The 21,733-nt window shown below is 61.0% G+C and carries 34 protein-coding genes and 1 tRNA gene; all 35 read right to left on the bottom strand.

The window, feature by feature from the left end; translation table 11 throughout:
• Positions 1-22: 22 nt before the first annotated feature.
• Positions 23-262, bottom strand: coding sequence for a hypothetical protein (locus N5D48_RS05145; RefSeq protein WP_279881826.1), 240 nt, complete (start codon positions 260-262; stop codon positions 23-25).
• Positions 259-603 (bottom strand): hypothetical protein, encoded by a 345-nt coding sequence (locus tag N5D48_RS05150; RefSeq protein WP_279881827.1) that lies wholly within the window; start codon positions 601-603, stop codon positions 259-261. Before N5D48_RS05150 ends, N5D48_RS05145 begins: the two co-directional genes overlap by 4 nt.
• 40 nt (positions 604-643) lie before the next feature.
• Entirely contained in the window at positions 644-1,144 is a 501-nt protein-coding gene (locus N5D48_RS05155) for a hypothetical protein (protein ID WP_197866140.1), read from the bottom strand.
• A 55-nt stretch (positions 1,145-1,199) separates the two neighbouring features.
• Positions 1,200-1,586, bottom strand: a complete 387-nt coding sequence (locus N5D48_RS05160) for a DUF3168 domain-containing protein (RefSeq protein WP_279881828.1) — start codon at positions 1,584-1,586, stop codon at positions 1,200-1,202.
• Positions 1,579-2,079: an HK97-gp10 family putative phage morphogenesis protein gene (locus N5D48_RS05165; protein ID WP_279881829.1), complete on the bottom strand. Its 501-nt coding sequence runs from the start codon at positions 2,077-2,079 to the stop codon at positions 1,579-1,581. The genes N5D48_RS05160 and N5D48_RS05165 overlap by 8 nt, the downstream gene beginning before the upstream one ends.
• A 3-nt stretch (positions 2,080-2,082) precedes the next feature.
• Complete coding sequence (locus N5D48_RS05170) at positions 2,083-2,253, bottom strand: hypothetical protein (RefSeq protein WP_279881830.1); 171 nt, start codon at positions 2,251-2,253, stop codon at positions 2,083-2,085.
• 8 nt (positions 2,254-2,261) lie between these two features.
• Positions 2,262-2,588, bottom strand: coding sequence for a phage head closure protein (locus tag N5D48_RS05175; protein ID WP_279881831.1), 327 nt, complete (start codon positions 2,586-2,588; stop codon positions 2,262-2,264).
• Positions 2,588-2,887 (bottom strand): head-tail connector protein, encoded by a 300-nt coding sequence (locus N5D48_RS05180; protein WP_197866145.1) that lies wholly within the window; start codon positions 2,885-2,887, stop codon positions 2,588-2,590. The genes N5D48_RS05175 and N5D48_RS05180 overlap by 1 nt, the downstream gene beginning before the upstream one ends.
• Positions 2,888-3,106, bottom strand: coding sequence for a hypothetical protein (locus tag N5D48_RS05185; protein ID WP_279881832.1), 219 nt, complete (start codon positions 3,104-3,106; stop codon positions 2,888-2,890). It abuts the gene before it with no gap.
• 49 nt (positions 3,107-3,155) lie between these two features.
• Positions 3,156-4,349, bottom strand: coding sequence for a phage major capsid protein (locus N5D48_RS05190; protein WP_279881834.1), 1,194 nt, complete (start codon positions 4,347-4,349; stop codon positions 3,156-3,158).
• On the bottom strand, positions 4,346-4,987 hold the full coding sequence (locus N5D48_RS05195; protein WP_279881836.1) for an HK97 family phage prohead protease: 642 nt from the start codon (positions 4,985-4,987) through the stop codon (positions 4,346-4,348). Before N5D48_RS05195 ends, N5D48_RS05190 begins: the two co-directional genes overlap by 4 nt.
• Positions 4,974-6,185, bottom strand: a complete 1,212-nt coding sequence (locus N5D48_RS05200) for a phage portal protein (protein WP_279881838.1) — start codon at positions 6,183-6,185, stop codon at positions 4,974-4,976. The genes N5D48_RS05195 and N5D48_RS05200 overlap by 14 nt, the downstream gene beginning before the upstream one ends.
• A 2-nt stretch (positions 6,186-6,187) precedes the next feature.
• Positions 6,188-7,873 carry a terminase large subunit gene (locus N5D48_RS05205; RefSeq protein WP_279881840.1) on the bottom strand — a complete coding sequence of 562 codons (1,686 nt, stop codon included), beginning with the start codon at positions 7,871-7,873 and terminating at the stop codon, positions 6,188-6,190.
• Positions 7,873-8,418 (bottom strand): terminase small subunit, encoded by a 546-nt coding sequence (locus N5D48_RS05210; RefSeq protein ID WP_279881842.1) that lies wholly within the window; start codon positions 8,416-8,418, stop codon positions 7,873-7,875. Before N5D48_RS05210 ends, N5D48_RS05205 begins: the two co-directional genes overlap by 1 nt.
• 155 nt (positions 8,419-8,573) lie before the next feature.
• A complete protein-coding gene (locus N5D48_RS05215) occupies positions 8,574-8,912 on the bottom strand; it encodes an HNH endonuclease signature motif containing protein (RefSeq protein WP_279881844.1) in 339 nt (112 codons plus the stop codon).
• Positions 8,913-9,102: 190 nt separating this feature from the next.
• Entirely contained in the window at positions 9,103-9,303 is a 201-nt protein-coding gene (locus N5D48_RS05220) for a hypothetical protein (RefSeq protein WP_279881847.1), read from the bottom strand.
• 49 nt (positions 9,304-9,352) lie between these two features.
• On the bottom strand, positions 9,353-9,685 hold the full coding sequence (locus tag N5D48_RS05225) for a phage holin, lambda family (RefSeq protein ID WP_279881849.1): 333 nt from the start codon (positions 9,683-9,685) through the stop codon (positions 9,353-9,355).
• A gap of 29 nt (positions 9,686-9,714) precedes the next feature.
• Entirely contained in the window at positions 9,715-10,224 is a 510-nt protein-coding gene (locus tag N5D48_RS05230) for a hypothetical protein (protein WP_279881851.1), read from the bottom strand.
• A 75-nt stretch (positions 10,225-10,299) separates the two neighbouring features.
• Complete coding sequence (locus N5D48_RS05235; RefSeq protein ID WP_279881853.1) at positions 10,300-10,572, bottom strand: hypothetical protein; 273 nt, start codon at positions 10,570-10,572, stop codon at positions 10,300-10,302.
• A 96-nt stretch (positions 10,573-10,668) separates the two neighbouring features.
• Positions 10,669-10,920 carry a hypothetical protein gene (locus N5D48_RS05240; protein ID WP_279881855.1) on the bottom strand — a complete coding sequence of 84 codons (252 nt, stop codon included), beginning with the start codon at positions 10,918-10,920 and terminating at the stop codon, positions 10,669-10,671.
• A gap of 70 nt (positions 10,921-10,990) precedes the next feature.
• Positions 10,991-11,236, bottom strand: coding sequence for a hypothetical protein (locus tag N5D48_RS05245; RefSeq protein ID WP_279881857.1), 246 nt, complete (start codon positions 11,234-11,236; stop codon positions 10,991-10,993).
• Positions 11,237-11,392: 156 nt separating this feature from the next.
• Positions 11,393-11,767: an antiterminator Q family protein gene (locus tag N5D48_RS05250; RefSeq protein WP_279881859.1), complete on the bottom strand. Its 375-nt coding sequence runs from the start codon at positions 11,765-11,767 to the stop codon at positions 11,393-11,395.
• A complete protein-coding gene (locus N5D48_RS05255; RefSeq protein ID WP_279881861.1) occupies positions 11,764-12,051 on the bottom strand; it encodes a hypothetical protein in 288 nt (95 codons plus the stop codon). Before N5D48_RS05255 ends, N5D48_RS05250 begins: the two co-directional genes overlap by 4 nt.
• A 5-nt stretch (positions 12,052-12,056) precedes the next feature.
• Positions 12,057-13,439, bottom strand: a complete 1,383-nt coding sequence (locus N5D48_RS05260) for a DnaB-like helicase C-terminal domain-containing protein (RefSeq protein WP_279881864.1) — start codon at positions 13,437-13,439, stop codon at positions 12,057-12,059.
• Positions 13,436-14,254 carry an ATP-binding protein gene (locus tag N5D48_RS05265; protein ID WP_279881867.1) on the bottom strand — a complete coding sequence of 273 codons (819 nt, stop codon included), beginning with the start codon at positions 14,252-14,254 and terminating at the stop codon, positions 13,436-13,438. The genes N5D48_RS05260 and N5D48_RS05265 overlap by 4 nt, the downstream gene beginning before the upstream one ends.
• Positions 14,235-15,002, bottom strand: coding sequence for a hypothetical protein (locus tag N5D48_RS05270; protein ID WP_279881870.1), 768 nt, complete (start codon positions 15,000-15,002; stop codon positions 14,235-14,237). The genes N5D48_RS05265 and N5D48_RS05270 overlap by 20 nt, the downstream gene beginning before the upstream one ends.
• A gap of 4 nt (positions 15,003-15,006) precedes the next feature.
• Positions 15,007-15,237: a hypothetical protein gene (locus N5D48_RS05275; RefSeq protein WP_279881873.1), complete on the bottom strand. Its 231-nt coding sequence runs from the start codon at positions 15,235-15,237 to the stop codon at positions 15,007-15,009.
• The gene (locus tag N5D48_RS05280; RefSeq protein WP_279881876.1) at positions 15,234-15,626 is read right to left on the bottom strand and encodes a hypothetical protein; all 393 of its coding nucleotides are present in this window, start codon (positions 15,624-15,626) and stop codon (positions 15,234-15,236) included. The genes N5D48_RS05275 and N5D48_RS05280 overlap by 4 nt, the downstream gene beginning before the upstream one ends.
• Positions 15,623-16,363: a phage antirepressor gene (locus N5D48_RS05285; protein ID WP_279881879.1), complete on the bottom strand. Its 741-nt coding sequence runs from the start codon at positions 16,361-16,363 to the stop codon at positions 15,623-15,625. Before N5D48_RS05285 ends, N5D48_RS05280 begins: the two co-directional genes overlap by 4 nt.
• 109 nt (positions 16,364-16,472) lie before the next feature.
• Entirely contained in the window at positions 16,473-17,384 is a 912-nt protein-coding gene (locus N5D48_RS05290; protein ID WP_279881882.1) for a hypothetical protein, read from the bottom strand.
• 670 nt (positions 17,385-18,054) lie between these two features.
• A complete protein-coding gene (locus tag N5D48_RS05295) occupies positions 18,055-18,246 on the bottom strand; it encodes an AlpA family phage regulatory protein (protein WP_279881984.1) in 192 nt (63 codons plus the stop codon).
• A gap of 181 nt (positions 18,247-18,427) precedes the next feature.
• Positions 18,428-19,417: a hypothetical protein gene (locus N5D48_RS05300; protein WP_279881885.1), complete on the bottom strand. Its 990-nt coding sequence runs from the start codon at positions 19,415-19,417 to the stop codon at positions 18,428-18,430.
• Positions 19,418-19,595: 178 nt separating this feature from the next.
• Positions 19,596-20,909, bottom strand: coding sequence for an integrase arm-type DNA-binding domain-containing protein (locus N5D48_RS05305; RefSeq protein WP_279881890.1), 1,314 nt, complete (start codon positions 20,907-20,909; stop codon positions 19,596-19,598).
• 160 nt (positions 20,910-21,069) lie between these two features.
• Positions 21,070-21,145 (bottom strand) — tRNA-Thr (locus tag N5D48_RS05310).
• Between the two features lie 58 nt (positions 21,146-21,203).
• Complete coding sequence (locus N5D48_RS05315; protein ID WP_279881893.1) at positions 21,204-21,614, bottom strand: pilin; 411 nt, start codon at positions 21,612-21,614, stop codon at positions 21,204-21,206.
• Positions 21,615-21,733 lie beyond the last annotated feature (119 nt).

The following is a 21,733-nucleotide window of genomic DNA, read 5'->3' on the forward strand; positions in this document are numbered from 1 at the left end:
GCCGCCCGGAGGCGGCGAGCTACTATTCCTGGCGCCCCCGGAAGAAGGCTTTCAGCTTGTCGGCAACGCTCACGGAACGGCGCGGCGCGGCGGGCTGACCTGAGGGGTTACCCTGGGCCTGGCCGCGCCCTGTCCAATCGAGGCGAGCATCAAGCGCGAGCATGATCTGCGGTACCGGCGTGCGCCACGCGGTTTCAGGCGGCCAGCCAAGCCAGCCGGTTGCCACGCCGAACAGGTAGTCGACGTAGCTGCCGTTCTTCACTGCGCTGTGCTGTCCGCCTCGGGCTTTCCCCGGGCGGCCACGCTCGGCGGAACAGGGTTGAGCAGGACGGTCAGGTACTCGATCAGGTCAGCGGATACCTTCGCCACGCCGGTCTGAAATACACCGGTCGCGACTTCGGTGTGCTGGTCAGGCTTGAGCCCGGCGCCGGCGATGATGATGTCGGCGGTGGAACCGATGCTCATCAAACGCATGGCTTCGAGGGCGCCGCGCAGGCCGCCGAAACGGGTCTCGATGCGCAGCGCCGCCTCCAGGGTGGGCTGCAGGGTGTAGGTTCGCGCACCGACCACCAGGGTCGTGGTGCCATACAAGGCTTCGCTCATGAGGTTCTCTCAGCGGGAGACGGGGCCGAAGCCCCATCGATCACGGGGTAGCCGGGCCGGCCACGATTTCGAGGATCTCGGTGTTGATACCGAGCGTGATGTTGCGGCGCACGACGTTGTCGGCGGAGCCGGCAGCCACGGTGTTGTTCATGACCTTGACCGCGAAGTAGAACGTGGTCGGCAGAATCGCCGGGGTCGCGCCGGGGTCGCCGTCGTTGAGCGTGACCTTGATGTTGTAGTTGCCCTTGGTGCGGTCCTTGTGCGCGGCGGCGACCGCCTTCTGGCCAAGGTCGCCGTTGTCCAGGCCCACGGTCAGGGTCATGTTGCCGGCGTCGGCGGTACCCTTGTACTTGCGCACGCGGCCGTCGGCCAGGGAGGTGAAGTTCACCGGGTTGAAGGTGTCGCCGAACTCGCCCAGGTCTTCGATCTCGCCCACATCGACGTAGGTGTCGGCCTTGTATTCGGTTTCGGTGTCGGCACCGGTCTTGCCGCCAATGGCCAGGCGGCAGCCGGCGGCTGTGTTGAGGTTGTCTTCGGCCATGGGGGTTCCTCCAAAGGCACATTGGATTGAGCCGCGGCGCGGCCGGTGGGGTTGATCAGTGGGTAGTGATCACGCGGACGGTGATCGAGCCCTGATAGGTGATGCCGTCGACGTCGCGCTGGGCGTCAGCCTGCAGCACCCGAACGGACACGGCGCGACCCTCCGCCAGCGGCAAGCGGCGTTCATCCAGGGCGGCGATCACCTCGCCGTTGATTTTCTTCACCTCAGCCTGACCGACGGCGTCGGACCAGACGGACAGGTACAGCAGGCGCTCCTCGCGCTTGCGCCCGGCGATGGGCCGGATGTTGGTGGAGATCTCGCGATCGATCGACACATAGGGTTTCGGGGTGTTGATGTCGGTGCCGTCATGGACTGGGCAGCTGACCTCAGCCCGAAGCCGAGCGAACAGCTCCGCCTGGAGCGCCACGGATGGATCAGCCATTGCCTACCCCCTGGCTCGCCTTGCGCAGGGTTCGCTGCACGGCTGCCTCGATATCTGCCAGCACATACTCCCTGTTGACGTCCATGGCGGGCCGCAACCACGGATGCGCCGGGCGGGCCGGTATGTCCGGGTGCTTGCCGAAAAAGTTCTGCCCGTCGCTCTTGTTCTTCGTTTGGCGATTCCGGTTACCCGCACGCTTGTCACCGGTGTAGCCCTTCGTGCCGTACTCGATGAAGCGCAGGTAGAAGAACCTCCGGTTGTCGCGCTTGCCACGGATCCCGATCTGCGCGTCCAGGCCGCTGGGCGAGACGTAGACCTTCAGCGCTGCAGCAGCTGCGCCTGTGTCCTTCGGAATCAGCTGACGCTGAGATTCAAGGATGCGGTTGGCCGCAATCTCCATCGCCGGCTTCAGCTCGTTGTCCATGGTCTTGTGAATGTTGCGGAGCGTCCGGCGCAGCCGAATGTCGCCCCGGATACTCGAGCGCCTGGCCACGGTCTACTCCTTGGCCTTCTCAGGCTTCCCGGGTGTTGCGGCGACCTTGGCGACCTCCTCGGCGTAGCCTCGGGCAACCAGGTCGGCGCCGCGCTTGCTGTCGACCTCGAACTCTTCGCCCTTCTCGCGATTACCGGTGGCGCCAGATAGCTTGCCCAGTGCGCGAATCTTCATGGTTCACCTCATGGGTTGGGGACGCTGGAGCACAGCAGGCGCAGCAGGTCCCGTTCGTTATTGGGTAGCGGCGCTTCGACCTTGTAGGTCACGCCGGTGCGTTTGTCGGTCACCCGCCAGCCGGCGGCGATGTCGGCCCGGGGGCGAACGCGGATCTCCGCGCTGACGACCGCCTCCAGTTGCTCGGCCACTGGCTTGACTCGACCGGTGGGCAGGGTGATCTCCGCCCAGACCTCGCCGACCGTCACCCAAACCTGGTCGTAACCGCCCGTGTCGTTCTGCACCCGCTCGTACTTGCTCAGGCGGCAGCGGTGCCGCAATGGTCCGGCTTTCATCAGAAGCGCTTCCTGTACCAGAGCAGCCTTTCGACTGCGAGGGGCATGGCAGTGGCGATGGTGCCCACAGCCACAGCCTCGCGGTTGGCGTACCAGTGCCCGACCAGCAGCAGGACCGCCTGCTCGACATCGCGGGTCAGGCCCATCTCGTCGGGCTCGACCGGGTCGACCTCGACCAGCTTACGGTCACAGTGCTGCTCAACGTGGGCCTTGGCCGCCTCGATGTAACCGCTGATCAAGGTGTCTTCTTCGTCACCATCGACCCGCAGGTGCAGCTTGACGTTGGCCAAGTCCAACATCTACTTGGTCTCTTTCGGGGCTGCCGGCTTGGACTGCTTCGGCTTGGTGACTTTGGCATTGCCGTCGGCATCAACCTCCTCCGCCAAGCCTTTGCCGATCAAGGTGTGCGCGTATTCGTCGCTGGCTTCCTCGAAGGTCTCGCCCGCCTTGATCTTGTTGGTTTCAGCGCCGAGCAGCGCACCATTGCCGACAAAGCCCCACAGAATCTTGATTTTCATGCTGCCTCCAGAAAAGAAGAGGCCGGCGATATGCCGGCCTTCGGTGGGGTTAGGCGGTCGGGAAGCGACCTTTCACCAGGGCTTCCTTGCGGCGCACGCCAAGGCCCAGGCGCTCCTCGACCAGCAGCGCACGTTCGTTCTTGATGAACTGATCGTTGATCAGGCCCATCTTGAACAGGAACGACATGCGGTCGAACAGCGTGGTGGAACGAGCGAAGTTGGCGGTCAGGAACTCGCCACCGTTGGTGCCATCGCCCTCGTCCATGCTGTCGGAGGTGATCACCGGCCGACCCCAGAGGATCGGAGTGACCAGGCCCTGAAGGTTGGCGAACAGGTAGCGGTTCTCGCCGTCCTTCTGCAGCTCGATGTTCATCCAGTCCAGTTCGGTCATCACCACACCGTCGGCGGACATCTTCGACTGCTTCCGCACCTGGTAGATCGAACGGCGCACCAGGTCGATGGCGGTGTCGCCTGCTTTGCTCAGGCCGGTGTCGTAGCTGGTCGCCTGGGTCATCAGACCATTCAGGTTCTCGCCGGTGCCGTCGCCCTTGAGGATTTGCGCTTCCTCCTCGAGCTTGAGGTCGTAACGCAGAAGCTGCTGCAGGTAGGCGAGCAGTTGCGGGACGTCGTCCAGCGCTTCGTCAGTCACCGGCATCCATACCGCGATTTTCTTCACCCGATCGGTCTCGGTGGTGAAGGTCACATTGCTGGTGGGCTTGAGGCCGCCTTCAGCCACTGGCGCTGCGCCGCGGGTGTGCAGGTTTTCGCGGAAGTAGGTGTAGTTCTGGCCAGATACCGGCACAGCAGTCAGCAGGTCACGGATGCGCAGCTCCTGGCGAATACCTGGCTGGATAACCGGGTCGTAGTTGGGCACGACGATACCAGCGCTGGTGACTTTCATTTCCTTCATGCTAGCCATGTCGGACTTGGTCACTTCCAGTTCGGTGCTGCCTTTCTGGTGCAGGGACTTGTAGCCGTCGTCACCCTTGATCAGGTCGATGAAGCTCTTGCCCTCGCCTGGCTGGCCGCGCAGCTTCACGCCTTTCTGTTCCAGATCAACGACCTGGTCGATGACCTTTTGCAGCTCGCCCTTGGTGTCTTCGATCTGCTTACGCAGGTCACCGGTCACCTGGTTGCCCTTCTGCATTTCGTCCATGGCTGCGTCGTACTTCTTCTGCAGCTCGCTGAAGCCGCTCTTCAGCTGCAGCTCGATGGAATCCTTCAGTTCTTTCACTTCGCTCATGGCGATACTCCGAAATATTGGGTGAACAAGTTGGGAAGTTCTTTCAGCTCATCCACGATCGCCGTGGCCTCGCTGCCGCCGTCACGGCGGAGCGCGGTGTAGCCGAGCGAAGCGACTGCCGCCGCTTCCTTCTGCGAGAGGCCCATGCGTTCGCGCAGGGCCTTCTCGAAAAGTCTGATGTCCGACTTGACGCTGAGGACCTGGGCCTCGGGGTTCATGCCGAACGGTACGAAGGAGGCCTCCCAGAGTTCGGCCTCCTTGATGAGGCGCACGCGCCGGCCGTCACGCTCACCGGGGTCCGCCTGAATGGTGTTGAAGCCAATCGACATGCTGTCGAGGATGTCCGCCTTCATCAGCTCATAAGCGTCTCGGGCATAGCTGACGTTGAGGTTGACCTGGCCTTTCAAGTACAGGCCGTGGTCGTCCTGCCGGTAATCGGCGGCGCCAACCAAACGGGTCAGGTCGTGATACAAAGCCAGCTTCAGCTTGCCGCCACGGGTTGCCTTCACGCGGGTGAACGCGCCGGGCAGGATCACGTCGTCGCCCAGGTCAACGTTGTTGAACACTGCGGCGTAGCCTTCGAAATTGCCGGCTTCGTCCACGGCCTTGAGCTCGAACGGGCATTCAAGGTTCGCCATTTTTCTGTATCTCCCACCGGGTGACCCGGGCGTAGTCGCCGCCCAGCGGCGGGTAGTTTTCCTTTTCGCGGACCTCGTCAATCGACAGCCACCCCGAGCCGCCAGAACCGCCCAAGGCGGCCTGGAAGTACGAGGCCCGGCCGGCGCTGTCAGCACGCAGCAGGCCCTCGACAACGAACTCAACAAAGCGCTGGCCGGAGCCAAACAGCTTGTCGTTGAGCTCGTCCTCGACGGAATCGATGTAGGGCTTGAGGCCGAAGGTGATGAAGCCGGTGAGCTGCTGCTCTAGGTTTGAACCCATGATCGAGGTCTTGCCAGCGCGGTTGGCCAGCCACAGCGGCACACCGTAGATGCCGGCCAGGGCCTCCTCCTGGAATTGCTGCGACTCGATGAACTGGGCATCCTTCTGGCTGATGCCAGCCGGGACGATCTTGGGGTTGCCCTGGAGGATGGCCATCTTGCCGATGTCGTCGGCATCGCCCTTCCGCACATCCGGGAACTTCGCCAAGATCCGGGCCTGCTGGGCCTCGGTCAGGAACTGCTCGTAGATGACGTAGCCACCGGTAAAGCCGCCCTTGCGCATGAACCGCGCCGACCACTGCTGCCCAGCCTTGGCGAGCCCCATGGTCTCGGCCTGGTACTCGATGGGGGACAGGCCGACGATGCCGTCCAGGCTGAACAACTTGAAGTGCAGCATGTACTCCGGCGACACCGGGAACGGCTCCCCCTCCTTTGGAGTGACCAGATAGGTCAGCTCCTCCTCGGTGTCGATCTTCACGGACCGGCCATCCAGCGGCACCAGGCCGATCGGGGTGCCATGCACGTTGCGCTCGATCAAGGCGAACGCATTGCCCCGCAGGGCCATGTTCACGACCACGAACTTCAGGAAGTTCAGCTTGGTCATGTACGGGTTGGGCTTGCGCAGCAACTTGAGCATCGGGTCTTTGCCGGCGACCAGCGCCCGCCGGCCCTGCTTGTCCTCGTACAGCTTGAGAGGCAAACCGCTCAGGGACTCGGAAAGGATCTTGACGCAGGACCAGACCATGCTGATCGATAAGGCCGTCTTGACGGTGACCCGCACACCGGCCTTGGTGCGCTTGCCTCCGACCTCAAGGTCAGCCTCGACATAGTCGCCCGTGGCCGGGTCGGTGTAGCCGAAGAAGCCCCAGGTCATGGGGTTGTACCATTTGAATGCCATGGTCAGCCTATAAGTCCGAAGAACCCGTTATCCAGGTAGTCAGCCATTCCGCCCTGGGCTTCCGGGTTGAGAGCCAGGAGCGTCACGGCGTTGAATAGCGCCATCAGCGGGTCGATCTTTGCCGAGCCGCTGGCCTGCTTGGTGATGAGGATTGCGTTGCCGCGAGGCTCGACACGGGCGTTGCCACAGCACCAGGCCATCATGGGCTGACCTCCATGCCACAGGCCGCCTTCGGCCAGCTTCCGCTCGGCGGTCTTGATCGCGCCGCCCAGTGTGTAGCCCTGCTTCACGCCGCCGATCTTCTCGCGAGGAATGCCGCGGGCCTCCAGGGCATCGAGGATGGCGCCGATGCCGACCGGGTCGAGGCCCACCTGATCAAGCAGGCCGGCCTCCTCCACCTGGGCAACCAGCTCGGCGATCTGGTCGACGTCATCACCGATGCGCTCCACCAGGGTCAGGTGACCGTCGTTGGCAAAGTCGCGGATGCGCGGCGCCTCGGCCTTGCGGCGCTCCAACACGGACGGGTGCGCCCAGGCATGTGTCCAGGTCAGCCAGCGCCGGGTATCGCGCTCGCGCCCGACAGCGGCGAAGCCAAGCAAGTCATCCAGGCCGCCGCCGTCGATACCGATGTCGATCACCTCGCAGCGCTCGAGCAGGTCGTTCAAGGTTCGGCAGTCGTCGGAGGCCTGCCGCTCCCAGTAGTCAGCGCCGGCCCAGCGGTCCGACAGCAGGGCCAGGCCGATCTCGACGTTGAGGTGCTTGGCCAGGAAGCCACGGAAAGACTCCTCGCCGTCCATCTGGGCTTGGGCATAGCCCCGCTCGATGAACGGCTCATCCACCGACAGCCCCAGGTTAGGGTTTGTGATGTAGGCGTTGGCGAAGTCCCGGTGGGCGCCGGCATCGAGCATCGCTTTCGGGAACTCGTACAGCACCGGCAGGAACGACTTGTCGATGATCTCGCCGTCCCGGACCTTGCGGGCGTACATCAGTTTCTGCCGGAAGACACCGGCCGGGGGCGCATCGGACTGGGTAGTTGCCCAGATGATGAAGCCCTCGGGACGAGAGGCCAGGCCGCCAGTGGCTTCCCGCAACATCGCCTCGGCGTTGGCGCGCTTGCCGAACACCCACAGCTCGTCAACGAAAACGCCGATCGCCTTCTTGCCCGACACCGTCTCGCTGTCGGCCGCCACCACCTTGAGCGTGGCGTTGGTCTGTCGGTGGGTGACCGTGCGCAAGTGATCCTGAACCTTGAGCAGGGCGTCCAGCTCCTCGTCCGCCCGCACCATGTCGCGGATCGGGATGTAGGAGTTGTCGGCGATCTCCTTCGTCGGTGCCAGGATGATGAACTCGCCGGATGGTCGCCAGTTGAGGACCAGGGCGGTGAGCATGATTCCCGCAGCGATGGTCGACTTGCCGTTCTTCTTGCTGATCAGCAGCATGAATTCGCTGACCAGACGCCGGCCCTCGTCCGGGTCATAGGCGCCGAAGATGGCGGCGACGAACTGGTTGACCCAGTCGCGGACCGTCTCACACATCAGCGGGCTACCGGTGGCGTCGACCATTCGCAGGGCGCCGAACACGTCGAGCGCTTCCTCGGCTTCAGCCGGGAACAGCGGCTCGAACGGGATCAGGCTTTGGCGCGCAACGATGCGCTGCTCCCAATCAGGGCATGCGGTTGACCACTCCATTATTTCACCGATCGCAGTGGGCCGCGGCGGGCGCCGAACTTGCCGGAGGCTGCCTGCTCAGCTTTGGCTTGAGCCTGGTCCTTCTTGCCGCTCTCCCCTTTGCGAGGATGAACGAAGGGCATCAGCGCCTTGGCTGCGTCGACGCGCAGCTTCGGCTCAGACTCCAGGTCGTTCATCACCGACAGTAGGAAGTCCTTCGGGTCGCGATGGAGAAGCGCCTGCATCAGGTCGAACCCGGCGGGCTCCGGCTCGGCTGGATCGTCAGTCGAGGGCGAAGGGTCTGGGTCTTGAGCTGCCTCTTTGGCGGGCTTCGAAGCAGGCGTAGTTTTAACATCTGCTTTAACATCGCCTTTAACACCTGGAGGCATCAGGCCCAGGGCGCGGAGCTTCAGCAGCTCGGCCGCCACGTCCTTGTCCTTCACCAGCCGAGAGCCCGCCGCAGACGCTGTCTTCTCGGAATAGCCAGCCGCCACAGCTGCGTCTCGATTGGACGCACCTTCCCTCAGCGCTGCGATGAATGCGCGCTTGCGGGATGTTAAAGCCATTTAACAAAAATCCTGTGGGGGAAAAAAATCTGTACGTGGGGTCGGAGGCGGTCTAGCTACATGAGAATGGCTATATTTTGACCACCCCCGGGGTTTGCTGCACGCCATTGACGTGCCTCTACCCCTTTCCGGTCGGTTTCGTAGATCCGGCGACGTCACCCCGCCAGACCAGCAGCCTCCTCGGCCTGCTTCACCGAGTCGTGGCAAGGCTTGCACAGCGCCTGCCAGTTGGCTTGGTCCCAGAACAGGTCCTTGTCGCCCCGATGCGGAACGATGTGGTCAACGATGAACGCTGCAGTGGTTCGGCCTTGCTTGGCGCAGTAGACGCACAGCGGGTTGTCACGTAGGTACTGCTCTCGCGCCTTCTGCCACCGGTAGTCGTAGCCGCGCTGGGAGCTGGTCATGCCGCTACGCCAGCTGCCGGGCGTCACCACCTTGACCCGTGAGCCTGCGCTCTCCTTGATGCGAGAGCCGAGCGTCTTAAGCCTGGCCATCTTTACCGGTTCCTGGGTCGGTTGAGTGCGCGGCGGCCACACCGAGCCAGCACCATGTCCTGAACCTGGTGAATGGCCATGCAGAACTCATGCTGCTCAAGCGGGTGCTCGATCGGGAGCTTGAGGTACTCGTCCCAAGCGTCTGCGAGCAGCTGAGCAACCTTGGCCTCCCGATCTGTCAGTTCGGACTTCATTGCTCAACCCGCCGCATGCTGCATTGCTGCGCGATATCGGCGGCACGCTCACGCACCTCCAGCACCTGGCCGTCGAACGTGTGAACGATGGCGCAGACGCCGTGCCACTGCGAACTGGTGCCGGCCTCTTGCACGCGGGCAATGGCAGCAGGAGCCAGGTAGTGCTTCCAGCCTTTGTTGTCGGTCAGGGTGATCATTGCGATACCTCGCGCCACGAAACAGCGCATCTAGAATTTGTGGCGCGGATCAGTCCGTCTTGCGGGTCGGCAGCTTGAAGTCGGTGACGCGGTCAGCAATAGAGCGGACCTTGTCCACGCCAAGCAGGCCAACCCACCCACCGACGAAGGCGGCCATGCTTTGTGGCAAGCCGAAGAACTCAAAGCCGCTGATCATCGTCAGCGTCAGGCCGCCGCAGATGGCGCCTTCCACCAGCATCTGGCGGCGCGTGCCACCGCCGTAGGTGATCCGGAGGACTGCCATCGCGCAGGAAAGACCAGCCGCGTACAGGAGGGGCGAATGCTGGCTCAACCACGCAAGAGCAATCGCCCAGGTGTCTGGTTTGTCTGGCATGTTGGACATACTCGATTCCTCCCGGGGCGGGAGCAGGGTTACTTGTTGGTGGTTACCGCGGCGACCAGCAGGGCGTGGCCCTTGGTCAAGTCAGTGCGGGCCAGGCTGGCGATGGATCGGTCGACGACAGAATGGCCGCTGAGTAAGAAGTCGAGTTCGAACAGGCGCCCCTTCAACTCCGCGACTTTCTTCAGGACGGCTGCCTCGTATTCGCGGCGGGTCTCGGCGACAACGCGCTGCACGTCAGACAGAGCCAGGCCGGCGCCGGACGGGTGCGCATTACGGGTGAACATCGCAGGCATTGGCGCATCAGCGAACGCAACGCCATACACAATGCCGTCAGCGTGGAAGAACTCCGGCAGCGAGACATAGCACAGTGAACTCACCTGCTTCGGCACATCAGCGCCGATCAGCTGGCAGGTCAGGGCCAGGTATTCGCCCGGGTCAACCTTCGAGAGGCTGGCCAGGCTGGGACCAAGACGATCAAGGTTACCGCCAACGACGGCGTCGATGACGTATTGCTTGAAGCGCTTCGACTCTTCGCTCATCAGTGTGCTCCAGAAACGAAAAAGGCCCGCCGGAATGGCGAGCCTTTGAAAAGAGTTAGTAAGTGCGTTCGGCGTCTAGCCGGCTTCCTGAGCCGTGAAGCTAACAATCAGGCTACCAGCTTCGTTTTCGTCCTGAGCCCGCCCGAGAGCCACATGAGGTACAAAGCCGCTAACAGCCGAGGCAAGTTTGGCCTCCAAACCGCTTCGTATGGCTTCAATCTCTTCGTCCTGTAGCTTGTTCGAGTACAGGGGCAGGCTTGGGGAGACAGAGTCAGGTGTTTCAGTATCTAGCCGTCTTCTGACGACATTAAAGAGAGTGTTAATTTCATCTGAAATTTCCCGGTTCATTCATGAGGCCTCGTTCCATGGAGCCGAAAGAATGATTGAGGGCACCGAGAATTGCAAAGTCCCATAACAATGGCTGGTTTTTTCTGTGTCTTTCCGCTACCTGGTGAACTCGATCACCAAATCACTCGGGTCCCCTTCGAGCTCTATCTTCCACTCGGGGCGCTCATCTGCCAGATGTTGCAGCAGTATCTCAATGGCGTCGAAGTAAGTACCGGTGCTCACACCAGGCGGCGCAGAGACCTTGATCGTGATGTGGTGGAAGCCTCCGGTTGAGATTGGCTCAACGGGCAGCTTGCTATCGACCTGACACTTGAACTCAGCGGCAAGACCTGATGCGGTAATTTCCATGCTCGATTCCTTTCCAGCACATAAACAAAAGCCCCGGCAGATGCCGAGGCTTAGGTTGGCGCTGATACGTTCAGCCCTGGCTCAAAACCAGCATATCCAGCAGATCATGACCTTTCCAGGTCAGATGCACCACCGGGTCTTCCAGGGTCACATATCCACCGTTCAACAAAAGCTTGAATGCGTAATCCCAGTCATCCAGGCTTACGCCCGATAAGGTGCGCGCGTGCGAAAGCGAGAAAAGTTCAATCCCGTCCAAGCCTGCACCCTGCTCAATCGCCGCAAGCACCAGTCTCGCAACCCTTTGATTCCTTTTCATTGTTCACCAAATGGGGTTGGTTGAGTCTCGAGAATATCCCCGCTCCCATTAAGAAAAAACCCCGACGCACTAATCGGGGTTTCTCTGTGTCGCGTGACGTTGCAAGCTGGACACGCTGCTATGAAAACAGGTGTTTATCCGGCATGAAAGAACTTTTTACGCCGCTTCGCTAAGTCCATGCAGATAACCGTCGATGAAGCCGACCCCACCCTTGACGATCTCCCTGGCCGTGCGCTCAGAGATCCCGGCAGACTCTCCAAGTCGAACCATGGTCCACTTCGAGCCGAAGTACAGCCAGATGAAGTCGCCCATCTGCTGGTTGCGCTTCGTCAGCTTGGCCACTGCCGAGTCGATCGCCAGGGCTTCGTCGTCGGTCATGGAGTATCGGCATCCACCGCCGCTAGCAGCGGCTGTGATCGACGGCGACACGTACCGCGGCACGCCCATGCCATCCATTCGCCAACTGCCCCATTGCTCGAGCAGCCATTCGGTATCACCCAGCGGCTTGTCCACGTAGGTCCGTTTCTTCATGCAGCCCTCCGGGGCGTTGGGTCAGTGTCCAGGCCGAACAGCTCACGCAGGAGCTTGTCGGCGTGCTTGTTCTTGGCGTTGCCTTCGGTGATCCAGTCCTTCGCGAACTCTTCGAAGCCCTTATTGGCTCGGGCGCCGTGCCAATCAGTCACGATATCCATCAGGGCTGCCGAGGCCAGGCGACCATTGGGCAGGTCCAACAGCATGCGGTTACCGACTGAAAGGAACTTGCGCTCTACGGCGGTCAGGCTCTTGCGCGGCAGTGCCGCAGTTACGTTGTTCATTGTCTCTAACTCCCCTTGTAGCGCTGGGCATAGCTGCACCGCCCCGCCTCGATCTCGTCGTCGCTGGGCAGCGATCCAGCGAAGTTGGCGAACCGGCCGTACTGCCCCTCCTGCTGGACGATGCAGCTGCCCACGCGGGCGTGTCGGCACTTGGTCATGAGGATTTCGGTCAAACCGTTCTGGCCTTCCTCGCTGTCCATGTCGCGGTGCACCATCAAGATGCAGCTGGCGTCGGCCTCGATCTCGCCAGAGTCGCGCAGGTCACTGGACTGGGGCTTCTTCCCAACCCGCTTGGTTGATTCGCGGTTCAGCTGTGCCAGCTCGATGACCGGGATGGCCATTTCCTTGGCCAGCTGCAGTAGGGCTTTGCTGATCTTGCCCACCTCTTCACTACGGCTGCGGCCTGCACGGTCGCCGCGCACCAACGTCAGGTAGTCGACCACGATCCCGGCCAGGCCGTGCTCGCGCTGGCACTGCCGCGCTGTGGCTCGGATGCTCGCCGGGGTTTGCACTGGGTCATCGCAAACGAACAGTGGGGCGTCCAGGGCCTGGGCAACAGCAGCGCCCATCCTCGCCCAATCGTCCTCGCTCATATTCCCATTTCCCGGGTTATCCAACTTGTGCAGCGCCACCCCGCCCAGCGACGCGATAGCGCGCAGCCCCAGTTCCTCGCCCGGCATTTCGATGGAGAACACTAACCACGGCTTCCGCTCCTTGACGGCGTTGTGCTGGGCGATCTGCAGCGCCAGAGTGGTCTTGCCACTACCGGGCAGGCCGGCGATCACCGTGACCTTCTTCGGGCGGATGCCCTTGACCAGTTCGTCCAGCTTGTCGAGCCCGGAAGCCGGCCACTTCGGCGCGACACCGCGGTGCTTCTCGTCCACCAGTTCAGCGGCATCGCCCATCCATTGGTCAAGCCGCTTGAAGCCCTTGGTCTCGCCGTCGAGGTCGCGCAAATCAGCCATGGCTTGCTGGGCGGCAGCGATAACCTCGGTAGTCGGCGCGCCAGCCTGGACCATCTCTTCGGCCTGGCCCGCAATGCCGAGGATGTGGCGGATCACACCCCATTCCTTGACGTGCCTGGCGTAGGCCTTCCAGTTGGCCACCGAGGGCACGTTACTGGCCAGCTCGGCGGCATAGGCCATGACCGAGCCGGAGCTGGGCAAGTTGCGCTGTATCGTTCCAACGGTCACAGGGTCGATGGGCATATTGCGGTCACGGCACTCGAGCATGACCTCGAACAAGGCGGCGTTATCGTCCCGGTAGAAGTCGCTGGAACTCATCTGGCCGAGGATGTCCTCGACCAGGCCTGCGTCCTGCTGCAGGCCGGCCTGCAGGACCGCACCGAGCACACCATGCTCGGCTTCGTCGCTGAATAGCTCCCTCATGCCGCCGCCCTCATCGAGGACCAGGTGAAGCCGACCGCCATGCCGCCGTTCTGCCGCAGGCGGTCGAGGGCGCGGTCGCCGATGAAAGAGTCAACGCCCGGGGTCCTGTCCTTGCTGAACAACTCGAGGTTACTGATCAGCACCGTGGGCAACACGGCCTGGTACCGGCGATCGATGATGCTGTGCAGCAACCCCATTTCGTAGTCACTGCCCTTCTGGCACCCCACTTCATCGATGACCAGGAGATTGAGTTCGCCCAGGTGGACGACCACGTCCCGGTCGGTGTATCCAGATCCCGGCACCATCGAGGCCTTGGCGATGGCCACGATCTCGGCAGCCGGGACGATTAGGGCGGTAGCACGATCGGCGACGACCGTGCGCACGATGGCGCTGGCCAGGTGCGTCTTGCCGCAGCCGACGTTCCCGGTCAACAGCAGCGAGCGGCCGGCCCGGAAGTGCTCCGGGAACTGCTCGGCATAGGCGCGGCACTTGGCCAGAGCCTTGCGCTGCTGCTCACTCTCAGCGACATAGCTGTCGAAGGTCGCATCGGCGAAGCGCGGGGTGATTCCAGCGGCGATCATCGCGGCCATGGCGTTCTCGGCTTTGCGCTGGGCATTGGCGAGGGCATAAGCCTCGGAGTCGCGCGGGGCCATGTGCAGGGCCTCCCAAGCGCAGCGCTTGCAGCCACGCGACAGCATCGAGCCGTCGAGCTGCTCAACTTCGCTCATATCAACTTCGCCGTGGACTGGGCACACACCTGCGAAAATGCGCTTGGCCGGGGTGCGGTAGAACAGATCAGAAATTTGCACGGCCATCGTGGCTCTCCTGGTACATGTCGGGGGTGTGTTGCGGGAGGTCGTTGAATGAGCCTGGGCGGGCGGCGGCCTTAGGCGGCTCGTCGTTCCAGCGCTTTCCGTTCAACCAGGTGGCAGCATGGGGAATGAACTGACCGCCATCCTTGGTCCAGTCGAGAGACTTGCACCAGGCAGCCAGGGCGATGCCCATGCGGCTGAACAGGGCTGTATCCACCTTGAGCTTCGCCCAGGCCTTCTCGGCTTTGTCCTTCCCGACCTTTCGCGGATACAGCTTCCAGAACCGTTCGAACTCAACAGCCGACTCCCCCGAGTTGCACGAGGGTTTTTCAGTCCTTACTGGTTTTTTCAGTACTTGCTTACCTTCAATACTTACTAGTGTCGGATTTGCCGGATGCGGTCCAGCCGGAAGCGGCTCATCCGGATACGGTGAATCCGGAAGCGGTGTTTCAGACACCAGGTAGGTGACTTCGCCGAGCACGCCCGACTCGCTTCGTGGCTGCTCACGGCGCACGTATCCGGCGCTGATCAACTCGTCCAGCAGGCCGTAGATGCCGTCGCGGCCGGTTGGCTTCGCTGAGCCCGCTGTCTCGCCTCGCAGGTGCGCGGGAGATACCTTCCAGTGGTCAGGTTTGCCCAGCAGGTAGATCAGCAGCCCACGGGCAGCCCAGCTAAGCCGGGGGTCGTCGCTGATTGCCTTGTTGAGCATGTAGAAATTCGCCTCGGGCCGAGGCGCGCGAATGATGCTCATGGGTTCAAATCTCCAGCTCGGCGGTCACCCGCTTGATGAACTCGTCGTAGCTCTCGCTCATCACCAGGCCCTGGAGTTCCAGAGCCTCGCGATAGGCCTTCGCGCTGCCGTAAAGCACCCAGTGGTCGCGCTCTGGCAGATCGCGGAAACCGGCATAGCTTGGCCATGGGCCGCTGATGATCGTTGCGCCAGCGCGTGGATGGTGTACCTGGGCGGGGTTCGGGATCATGGTCATTGCAGGGTCTCCCCGGTGGCGGTGGTGCGCCTCAGCGGCATAGGTGGCAATGGCGAAGGAGCAAGCGGTGGTTCGAGATCGACGGCGGGGCCGATCATCGCCCTGATGACTGATTCCATTGCTCGCTTGGCGTTGTGCTTGGCCCGCAGCGCCTTCTGGTAAAGCTCGTAGGTGTCCGCCGTGTAGGCAATCACTGCGTCGTACATCGGGTTCGAGGGGTCGATACGACGGCTCTTGGGGTCGGGCTCACCCCGGGCCTGGAAGAACGCGCCGTACTCGCGGTTAAGCCGCATCTTCAAGCGCCGCGCCAGCGACTGCGCCCGATAGAAATCTGCCGCTCTGTCGGCCACCAGTTGCATCACCTGCGCCTTGCTCAGGTTCCGTTTCATGGGTGCACCTTCCCCGCCAGGCGGAACCGGCCGTTGAAGTAGGGGTGGGAGGCTTGGGTGGCGTTGATCATTTCGCACTCATCGACAAAGCGCTTGAATGCCGCGGTGACCAACGTCTTCGACCAGACCAGGTACTGGCTGCCCTTCGCGTCCTCATGGCCGTTGCGAACCATGCCGGCGGGGTTCGGCTGATGCGGCCACTCCTTGAGCACGTAGTCCACAACAGCCCCAGACAGGCCGTAGCGAGTCAGCATCGCGGCCTTCACGCCGGACAGCGATAGGCAGTTCTGCGGGCAGTGGTCCCAGACCATGGTCAGGCTGAGGTCATCGACGCGGCGCTCGATCCGCTCCAGCGCTTCCTGCTGCTTTCTCTGTTGGCGCTCGACCGCCACCAGGTGGTTCGCGTTGGCGGCGGTGATCTCGGCTTGGGTCATCGGGCGCGTCTGCTGCCCTTCCAGTTCATTCAGCCGGGCAAGCACGCGACGGCGCACGCCCTTCGACTCACGCATCGCTACCAGCTTGCATTGGTCCGGCGTGAGGCGAAGCCCTTCGGACTGAGTGTTGTTCAAATTTTGCACTACGAAAGTTTCGTAGTACTCCCCATCAAGCTCATCCTTGCAGCGCGCAACGAAGTCGTTGTGACGGACCGATCCTTCACCGAACTCGGCACGGGCCTCATTGACCAGCGCCAGCAGTTCGATGGTGTCCATGGTGTTGAAAGTCGTGATCAGGTTCATGCAGCACCTCCCGCACCACGTTTCGGCGATGTCGACTTTTGTGGCGCGGGGACTTTCTTCGGGCAAGCCGATCCCATCGCCGCGATTGCAGCGTTTTTCAACATCATGGTCAGACTCCTAGCGCAGCAAGCTTTACAAATGCCCGGGCGTGCTCTTCATCGAGTTCGGCATCGCTGGTAAGGTCATCAGCAAACGCACATCGGTGCATCAAGACAGTCTTTTCGGGAAACTTACTCTCGATCCTCTCCATTGCTGATTTCGCTTCAGAGGGTGTAGGGAAAGGCCCAATCTTGCCGAACGGGATAATACATTGGGTGCTGCTATCTAGGACGTAATAGATCACAAAGCCACCCGCGTGCTCCCACTTTTGGGGAAGCCTGGAAATCTTTTCACGGGCTATTTTTTGCTCTACTGGCAAATGCTTTGGCAAGCAAATCCCGCTGGCAAATTGCACGTGACAGATTTCAAATCTTTCATTAGGGAAAGCCAAAAACAGAGATCCCATGGCTCTTTCGGCCTCAGCCGCGTCCGCAAATGGCCCAACCACCCCAATTGGGGTTGCCCTGTCAGATTCGTGGCAGCCATCCTCCCTTGGTAGATCTGAGGACACAACGTAATAAGCGTTCGTCCATCCATCTATAACAGGGAATAGTCCATTTTTTTTGGCATAAGCCGTATTGATTAGAACACGAAATTTTCCGAGAGCAACTCGGCGCTTACGATCTAATTCGTCAAAGCCGCCAATGCTTAATAGCTTGATCTGCACATCATAGTGCACGGATGGATAAAACTCCCTCAGGCGACTAGTCAAGCTCAATGCTTCCCCCTCACTCCGCCAAGGGCCAAGAGGAAGAAATTCACTACTATCAATATTATTACCGGCAATGAAAAAGCATTTGGCTTTATCGTCCCCTGATCTAATCCAATCAGTCCCTAGGTACCTGTTGACCGAGGCAAGAGGCATAGGGACAATAGGGCCATATTTCACTTGACATTGGGCAACATGAGTAGCTGCGTTCATTTCACACCTCCAACAGTTTTTGTTGCGAGCGGCGTGCGATGAATGTGTGTTTGGCAATATCTACTGAGGGCTCTGAGTTAATACGGAAAGCAGCAGTGAGAATTGCATCGTGGCACTGAGCTCGCATTTTCAGTGTAGGCCGAGTGGGGATTGGACAGCTCAGGGCACGAGATATAGCCATATGGTTGTTGTAGCGGGCAAGTCGTACGGACAGCGAGGAATTTGCGCGAAGGGCGGCCAGTGCCAGGCGCCAGTGGACGTATGCGCGGATTTTGGACGGATTGAGGGCGTGCATGGGTAGAACTCCTATTGTTGAGGAGCTGCCACAGATCGTCGCCAAACGATTTAGGGTGGCAGCTGTACGCAGGTTGGCGAACCGGGACAATAGGAACCCGGCAGACCCGAAGGTCTCCCACGCACAACCGCCATAATACGAACGTGCGGGCACAAAAAAAGCGCCTGAAATCGTAATGGGGGCGCCTATGCGCCTATTGTGTCTCGGGTCGCCAAACCCGGCCGCTGAATTTGCAGCAACGGGCCAAACATACCGTTCCTCACGAGTGCTTGCAACAAGAAGTATCGGTCGTTCATCGCTAGGCTTGAATACAGCAATGACGGTGATGCGGAACTCACTCAGGCAAGTCCGTTGTTCGGTTGTTATGTTCTCCATTTAGGCCGTCTTCCCACGCATTGCGATGCGCTGGCTCACCCATGCCTGCACCTCGGCCAGCACGAAGCCGACAGGTGCGCCGCGCGACGTGCTATCGCTCAGCGGCACCGGCTTGGGGAAGGTTGGGTCGTCTTTGAGGCGCTTGTAGATGGTGGGACGCTTGTAGCCTGTGAGCCTCTCCAACTCAGGCATGCGGATGATGGTGGCTGCCGGGTCAAACTGCGAAAGGCTGACGCTGGTGGCTTGGATTGGGTGGATGTTGTCCACGGCTATCTCCCATTGTTTCCGTAGATGACGGGAGACAGGTTGGAGGCAGCAGAGGAGTGTCAGGAAGATCTGACATACCGACATGCCGGTATGTCAGATGGTCATGTCATGCCTTTGCTGCAGCATCTGGCTTGATAGCAATAGCTAACTCCTGGGCTTGGCGAGCAGGGACGCCTTGCTCTGCGATGAAGCTGGCAACCTGCTTTTGCAGCGGTGGGCGCTCGGGGTCATAGTCCACCCAGTACTTGTTAGCTGCGTTGCGTGCGGCTTCCAGTTGCTTAGTAGAATACGGGAAGTTCAATCCTGATACATCCACATTCCGGCTAGATACAGGCGCAACTCGTTGGTGCTTGTGAAGCTCTTCCAATTGCCGCGCCATCCCATTGAACACCGCATTATTGCGACGTTTCACTTCATCTTGCTCGGTCAACTGGTGATCAAGTACGACAACCATTCGCTCTGCATCCTCGGCCCGCTTCTTCATAACAGCGAACTCTGCCGGCGTGTGGGAGAGTGTTTGGCGTATGAAATCTAGTCCGGCTTGGCCATCCTTGGCTCGTCGCTCTCGGAGCTCCGACTCAGCAGCCTGACGCATTGCCCGCTCTTGCTCTAGCTCTTCGCGCAAGGCTTCGACTTCAGCGGCGTACTCTGCTGTGCCATTTATCTTGGCAGCCAAGGCTTCAATATCAGCAGGCTTGAAATATAATGGATAGCCTTCATCACTCTCCGTGACAGCCTCCCAATAGTCGTATCCTGCCTGAATCGCCATCTCAATATCACGAGGGTCTGGCTCATAGCGGGCGCCTTCAAGGCTAAGACGACGCTTCTCCGGGATGCCGTTCTTCTTGTTCCCTTTCCTTATGGTTTCGCTACCAACAACCAACTGAAACCCACGGCCAATCACTTCAACTTCGTGACCATCATCATTCATGTAGTGGCCATTTAACCCAAGTGCTTGAATGTAGACGTCACACTGCCCAGACAAGACTAATCGCCACAGGTCGCCGCCACTTAATGGCGTGTCGGTTAGTGTTCTCAGCCAATCCAAAGCGTTTTCAAATGTGAGCCAATCAAGCAGCCGATAAACCTTTTCCATCCTCACGCCTCCCCCAAGCGCCCCCACTGAGTAGATAGGCCAGCCAGGCAGGTGGGGAACCTGTTTTCGCCCCGTCGAGCTAGGCCAGCCGAAAACTGTTGCCAGCTAGAGTACTGGCTATCCGGACAGTAATAGCATTTAGTCTATATCTGCCTATGTATGCAATGGAAGGCCCGCATCAGACCCACTTGATCGGCACTACTTTGGTATTCTGGTCAGCGCTATGCGCATAGTCGTATGGAGTAACGTGCTTATCGCGGTTCGCGTCCAGATAATCGGCCCACCACTGAACCATCAGCCGGCGCTCCTCGATGTACTCGGCCTTGTGGATGTACGCCGCTCGCACGCTGTTGCGTTCTTGGTGGCTCATCTGACGCTCTACCGCGTCTTTGCTCCACAGTCCCGACTCGACGAGGGCGGAACAAGCCATAGCCCTGAACCCGTGGCCGCACACCTCAGTTTTGGTGTCGTAGCCCATGCGCCGAAGCGCCTTGTTCACCGTGTTCTCACTCATGGGCTTCCAGTGGTTGCTGTCACCCGCGAACACCAGGTCGAAGCGCCCCGTGAGCTGGCGCACCTGCTCGAGCGTGGTCAGAGCCTGGCGACTGAGAGGCACCAGGTGGGGTGTGCTCATCTTGGAGCCGCGGTGCGAGTTCTTCACGCCTTCGATCTGCTGGCGCTCGCCCGGGATCTCCCACATGGATCGGTCGGTGTCGATCTCTGGCCAGCGTGCAAACCGCAGCTCGCTGGACCGGATGAAAACCAGCAGGGTGAGCTGTGTTGCCAACCTGGTCAGCGGTCGACCGGTGTCGCTGTCGATTCTTTGCAGCAGCTCAGGCAGCCGATCCAGCGCCAGCGCAGGCCGGTGGACAGTCTTGCGTGTGGCGGTTGCGCCCTGGAGGTCCACCGCTGGGTTGGTGTCGATGTGTCCTTGCTGGACAGCCATGCGCATGATGCCGGTCATGTACTGCCGTAGCCGGCCGGCAGTATCCAGGACTTCGCGTTTCTCCACTACCTTGAGCGGCGCCAGCAGGTCGCGGGTCTTCAGGCCGGCCACCGGGCGCTGGCCCAGGGCCGGGAGCAGGTAGGTTTCGATCCGCCGCCACACCGTCGCGGCATGGCCTGGGGACCACTTCTTCGAACAGGCCTCGTGCCAGTCCTTAGCCAACACCCCGAAGGTATTGGCCCTGGCATTCGCCGCCTCGACCTTCCCCTGCCTGGCGCTCTCAATCGGGTCTTTACCATGCGCCAACAACTCCAGCGCTTCGGCCCGGCGCTCACGGGCGGCTTTGAGGGTCAGCGCGGGATAGTTGCCGAAGGTGGCCAGCCCCTCCCTGCCATCCGGCCGCTTGAACTTCATGCGCCAGATCTTGCTGCCGTTCTTCTTGACCAGCAGGAACAGGCCCTGGCCGTCGAACAGCGTGTAATCCTTGTCCCGCGGCTTGGCAGCCTCACATTTGGGGTCTGAGAGGGGGGTAACGATGCGTGCCATAGGTATACGTTTTCTCGTCGAACCAGCGTATACCCTAACGTATACCTAAAATTGGTATATGCCTAGAGACAGAATGAGACAGGTAGAAACAAGAAAGCCCGCACTTGGCGGGCTTTCAGGGGGGGCCGCGTACAAGGAAAGACGTATCGGAACAGCTGGATGGTGCCGGAGACAGGAATCGAACCTGCGACCTTCGCGTTACGAGTGCGCTGCTCTACCGACTGAGCTACACCGGCGTGTTGCGCAACGTACCACTGCCGTGTCGGTTACGCAAACCCCTGTTTCACCTCACTTTCATTGCACCGTGCAGCCATTCGGCGCGAGGTCTTCCTCCACCGTGGTGACACAGGTCCAGCCCGCCTGGGTACGCGCCAGGGTGAGGGTCTTGCCCAGTACATTGGCCGGCGCTTCGGCCAGGGTGCAGGCAATGCTGGCGGTGCCGTCCGCCGCCCTGCCGCTGGCGCTGATCGCGCAATGCGCGGTGCTCGGCTGGCCGCCCAGGCTGGCGACGTCGGGCACGTCCTTGCCTTCGTTCAACCGCACGTCCATCGGCGTCTTCAGCGCGGAGATCTCCAGCAGCGCCGCCGCGGCCTTGGCGCGGGCCTGGTGGTTGGTGTACATGGGGATGGCGATGGTCGCCAGGATGCCGATGATCGCCACGACGATCATCAGTTCGATCAGGGTGATACCTCGTTGCCCTTTCATGAACGGTCTTCCTTCGCAATACATGGAGGCGCGGTCGGCGTTGGCTGCGCCCTGCCCGGCAGGCGCGCAGTAGGCCTGAACCGACACCTTTTGTCACCCCTGCTCGGCAGGGCGTCATC

Source organism: Pseudomonas sp. GD03858, assembly GCF_029840925.1.
GTDB lineage: Bacteria > Pseudomonadota > Gammaproteobacteria > Pseudomonadales > Pseudomonadaceae > Aquipseudomonas.